This is a genomic window from Fodinibius halophilus (assembly GCF_011059105.1).
GTDB lineage: Bacteria > Bacteroidota > Rhodothermia > Balneolales > Balneolaceae > Fodinibius > Fodinibius halophilus.
Genome location: NZ_JAALLS010000053.1, coordinates 1 through 2,509 on the forward strand (window position 1 = coordinate 1; position 2,509 = coordinate 2,509).

2 protein-coding genes are annotated in these 2,509 nt (G+C 41.1%); both read right to left on the bottom strand.

The window, feature by feature from the left end:
- A partial coding sequence (locus tag G3569_RS18080) for a cysteine peptidase family C39 domain-containing protein (protein ID WP_240894767.1) occupies positions 1 to 947 on the bottom strand: 947 nt, incomplete at its 3' end.
- A gap of 63 nt (positions 948 to 1,010) precedes the next feature.
- Positions 1,011 to 1,961: a 6-bladed beta-propeller gene (locus G3569_RS18085; protein WP_205720287.1), complete on the bottom strand. Its 951-nt coding sequence runs from the start codon at positions 1,959 to 1,961 to the stop codon at positions 1,011 to 1,013.
- Positions 1,962 to 2,509: the final 548 nt, after the last annotated feature.

Here is a 2,509-nt window from a genome sequence, read left to right on the forward strand (position 1 = left end):
ACTAAGAAAATGGTAAAGATCATCATATGGTAGTAGGCCAGTACAATCGCAAAAACAAAAAGGGTGGCAAAAGAAAACAGCGTACTCAGGGTTTTACTAGTCAGAAAGTTCTGAATCCGGGCATGATCTTCCATCCGCTGCATAATATCCCCGGTCATGCGCGTATCAAAAAAAGCCATGGGCAGCTTCATCAGCTTAATCAGGAAATCTGACAGAATAGAGATATTGATACGGGTACTCATATGCAGCAGAATCCATGAGCGGATAAACTCAACGGCCGTTCGCCCGATAAACAACATCACCTGGGCAATAAGGATAAGGTAGATAAAGTTCAGATCCCTGTTTTGGATACCGATATCCACCACCGACTGGGTTAAGAAAGGAACCACAAGCTGGAGTGCACTTCCCACGAGCAGCCCCAGTGCCAGCTGGAACATTAAATTCTTATATGGCAACACATAGCGCAATAACCGGCTAAAGTTCAGCTCGTTGTTCTCCTCCCCTTCCAGGTCATAAAACTTTGGCGTTGTATGTAACAGTAACGCTATTCCCGTAGCCTGCTCCTCCACTTTTGAACTTAGCCACTGCTGCAGAAAATCATCTTTTTTATATACCACCTTTCCCTTGCCCGGATCAGCGATATACACCTTTTGCCCGCTTATTTTATAGACGACCACAAAATGCTCTTGTCCCCAGTGAATAACACAGGGAAGTTCCGCCTCCTTTTTTAGCTGTTCCCAAGTGAGCTTTGCCCCTATGGTTCGGAAACCAATCTCTTCGGCCGCTTCACTCATCCCCAACAGAGAAACACCCTCACGATTAATGCCGCTTTTCTTACGAAGCGTCTGCAGGGTATAATTTTTACCATAATGTTTGGCAATCATGCGCAGGCAGGTGGGCCCACAATCCATCTTGTCGTGCTGTCGGTAAACTTTGAATTTGCTCATTAAATAATCTAATAATTAGTTGATTGAGTACTACCTGGAGTAAAATCAAATATCTGTTACTTATTATTTACTCAAGCCAAACCGGTAAATATTTTCTTCAAAAAAAGATCCGAGATACACTGTATTCTCTTTCTCATCAATTATAAAGTTTGAAATCATAATTCCAGACGATTTTTCTTTATGAGTTTCAGGATTAGCATAGGTATAATATTTGATCCACTCTGCCTGATACTTATTATTCCCTTGATGCCGTATAAAATAGAGCTTACTGCCTTTAGAAAAGTAAAGTGAACCATCATCTTTTAGGAGTGGTTTCCCAATTAAATGTGTAACCCCAATGGCTTCTGCCACTGTGCGAGCCGGCTTATCTACTGGTTTTATCGGTGGATTATCAGGCAGGTCCTCTTTAGGAAGACCCACATAGACTACATGCTGAAGCTCATAGTCATTATCATATAAAAAGATATAAGGCAAGCCTGTATAGGTAACTGCTATATCTCCACGACTATTTGTTTCAATACTAACATAATTATATGCTGCCGGCTGCATGCCTGGTGGAATAAGACGGGGATGAAAGGAGGTCAAAGAATCGAATGGAGGTGCTGCTTGATATACCGTAATTAGTTGGTCAAAGTCATTTATTCCCTCCGAAAGGAACAGTAAAGAATCCGTCACACTCATCATTTTACCACTCGTAAAAGGATTTCCGGAAATGACATGGTTGAAGATAGTCTGAAGATTAAAATTGAGATCAAACATTTGAATCCGAGCATTGGAAATGTCAACGGTAAAAATATGGTCTGAATTTTTCATTATCCCACTTATGTCACCAAATTCCCCGGGCCCCCGGCCACTACGTCCTATTCTTCGACTGATCTTTCCCTGCCTGTCTATGGCCCATATACAGTTCTGCTGACCATCAGCCACATATAAACTGTCATCTACCTTGATCAATCCCCTTGCTTGCCCCAATCGAGCCGATGAAGATAATGATTCTACACTACTATCTGCCATCAGACTATTTTGTTTCAAATTAAGAGTATCTACCGGTAAATCCGTGAACTGAACCATTGAGGTCGTCACAGATTCCAACAAATTATTTAAGCTTGTACTTTTAGTTTTCGGGATTTCGGATACTTCATCTGAACAACCCCACAAAACCAACATACAGATTGCCAAGAAATAGGAAATATTACGACCAATCATATAAGTTATTACCTCAAAAGTTTAAAAATACTCCAGTACAGAGTCCCCGGAGCATTTTTATCAAATCTGGATTAAAATTCGGAATGAGTATTCATTAATGTGGACATCTACCACCACAAGCAGTTCCCCCATATGATCCCGAGCCACTATAGCTGTTGCAATCACCATCACAGCAAACGGTCATTGACCACCCAAATGATCCTTCAGCAAGGGCCACCCCACAACCCGCTTGTGATGTACAAGAACAAGTCCCCATTCTACCCGCCTTTACATTTTTCATTTTAGTGTTTTTGCAAATGACATAATTAGTCACCTTTTATTTTTAATTAAATGAATTATTATTGCTGCTAATGCAG

Coding starts and splice junctions, on each gene's coding strand:
- G3569_RS18085 (WP_205720287.1), bottom strand. CDS start 1,961: ATGGCAGATAGTAGTGTAGAATCATTATCTTCATCGGCTCGATTGGGG.